Below are 505 nucleotides of genomic sequence, written 5' to 3'. Positions count from 1 at the left end.
TAGACCTCTTGCAAAAGTCCCAGATGCGTGGGACAAATAAGTTAGAGTTGGGTAGCATTAATGACCTACGAACAAGTAAAGATCCTAAAGCCGGAAGACTTCAAACGCTTGTGTGGTGTACGTCCAGAGACTTTTAACCAGATGCTAAAGATCGTGCGATCGCAAAAGGAAACAAAACAAAAAACAGGAAGACCAGCTAAACTCAGCATGGAAGACCAATTGTTGATGACATTGGAATATTGGAGAGAATACCGCACGTACTTTCATATTGGTCAAACTTGGGGAGTAAACGAGTCTACAGCATATCGAATTATCCGAAAAATAGAAGATACACTGGTTAAATCCAGAATTTTTACTCTTCCTGGGAAGAAAAAGTTGGCTAGTTCTAATTATCAGTTAGAAGTGGTAGTGGTTGATGTGACAGAAAGTCCAATTGAACGTCCTAAAAAAAACAGAAAAACTTCTACAGTGGTAAAAAGAAACAGCATACGCTGAAGTCACAAGT

The 505-nt window shown here is 39.2% G+C and carries 1 protein-coding gene; it reads left to right on the top strand.

Translation table 11 applies throughout. The features are described from left to right. Positions 1-60 precede the first annotated feature (60 nt). Positions 61-495, top strand: coding sequence for a transposase family protein (locus V7L05_RS26020; RefSeq protein WP_335168424.1), 435 nt, complete (start codon positions 61-63; stop codon positions 493-495). Positions 496-505 lie beyond the last annotated feature (10 nt).

Source organism: Nostoc sp., from assembly GCF_036917755.1.
GTDB lineage: Bacteria > Cyanobacteriota > Cyanobacteriia > Cyanobacteriales > Nostocaceae > Nostoc.
Note: the sequence above shows the minus strand (reverse complement) of the source record. Positions and strands in the feature narration are given on the sequence as shown.